The organism is Microbacterium sp. AISO3 (assembly GCF_002204305.1).
Taxonomy (GTDB): Bacteria; Actinomycetota; Actinomycetes; order Actinomycetales; family Microbacteriaceae; genus Microbacterium; species Microbacterium arborescens.
The window spans coordinates 1-637 of record NZ_NHRF01000036.1 but is presented as its reverse complement, the minus strand read 5'-3'; the positions used below and the strand labels follow the sequence as shown (position 1 = coordinate 637).

The following is a 637-nucleotide window of genomic DNA, read 5'->3' as shown; positions in this document are numbered from 1 at the left end:
ATGTTGACCTTGCCTGCAGCAACGCCGTTCACGGTGATGGTCATACCACTGACCGACACGGTGGCTTTTGTTTTATCCGCAGACACCGCACGAAAGCTCTTGTCGGTTACGCCCTCCGGCTGGAAGGCCACGGTCAGCGTGGTGCTCTGCCCTTTCACCACCGAGGTGCTGGCAGGCGTCACGGTCATGCCGGTTGCCGCTGTTACCGTGCTGCGATCTTCTGCCATCGACGGACGTCCCACATTGGTGACTTTCACCGTGCGGGTGATCACTTCCTTCGCCGTCACCGCCTTACCGATACTGCTGACCCAGCCACGGAACACATCGACCGTGCCGTTCGGGAAGCGGATTTTATAGGCACGGGTATCGCCTTCATTAAACCACGCCAGCAGCGCCTGCTGCCCCTGCTCTCCGGGCATCCACGCCAGCGTGAAGCTGGTATCTCCGGCAGATTTCTGCCCCTGCCCGGTCGCAGTCCAGTCTGCATCTTCATCATCGAGATAGCTGTCGTCATAGGACTCAGCGGTCAGTTCGCCGGGCGTCAGGTCTTTAACTTTTGCCAGACGCGACCAGTCAACGTCTGAAAGCGGATTCGCGTAAGGGTCACCGCTCCCCTTATAAACCCACAGGGTGGTCC

Annotated in this window: 1 protein-coding gene; it reads right to left on the bottom strand. The window is 59.3% G+C overall.

Annotated features, from left to right (window positions below; genetic code table 11):
* The coding region (locus tag CBF90_RS16175; RefSeq protein WP_141097196.1) for a phage tail protein at nucleotides 1-637 on the bottom strand (637 nt) is incomplete at both ends.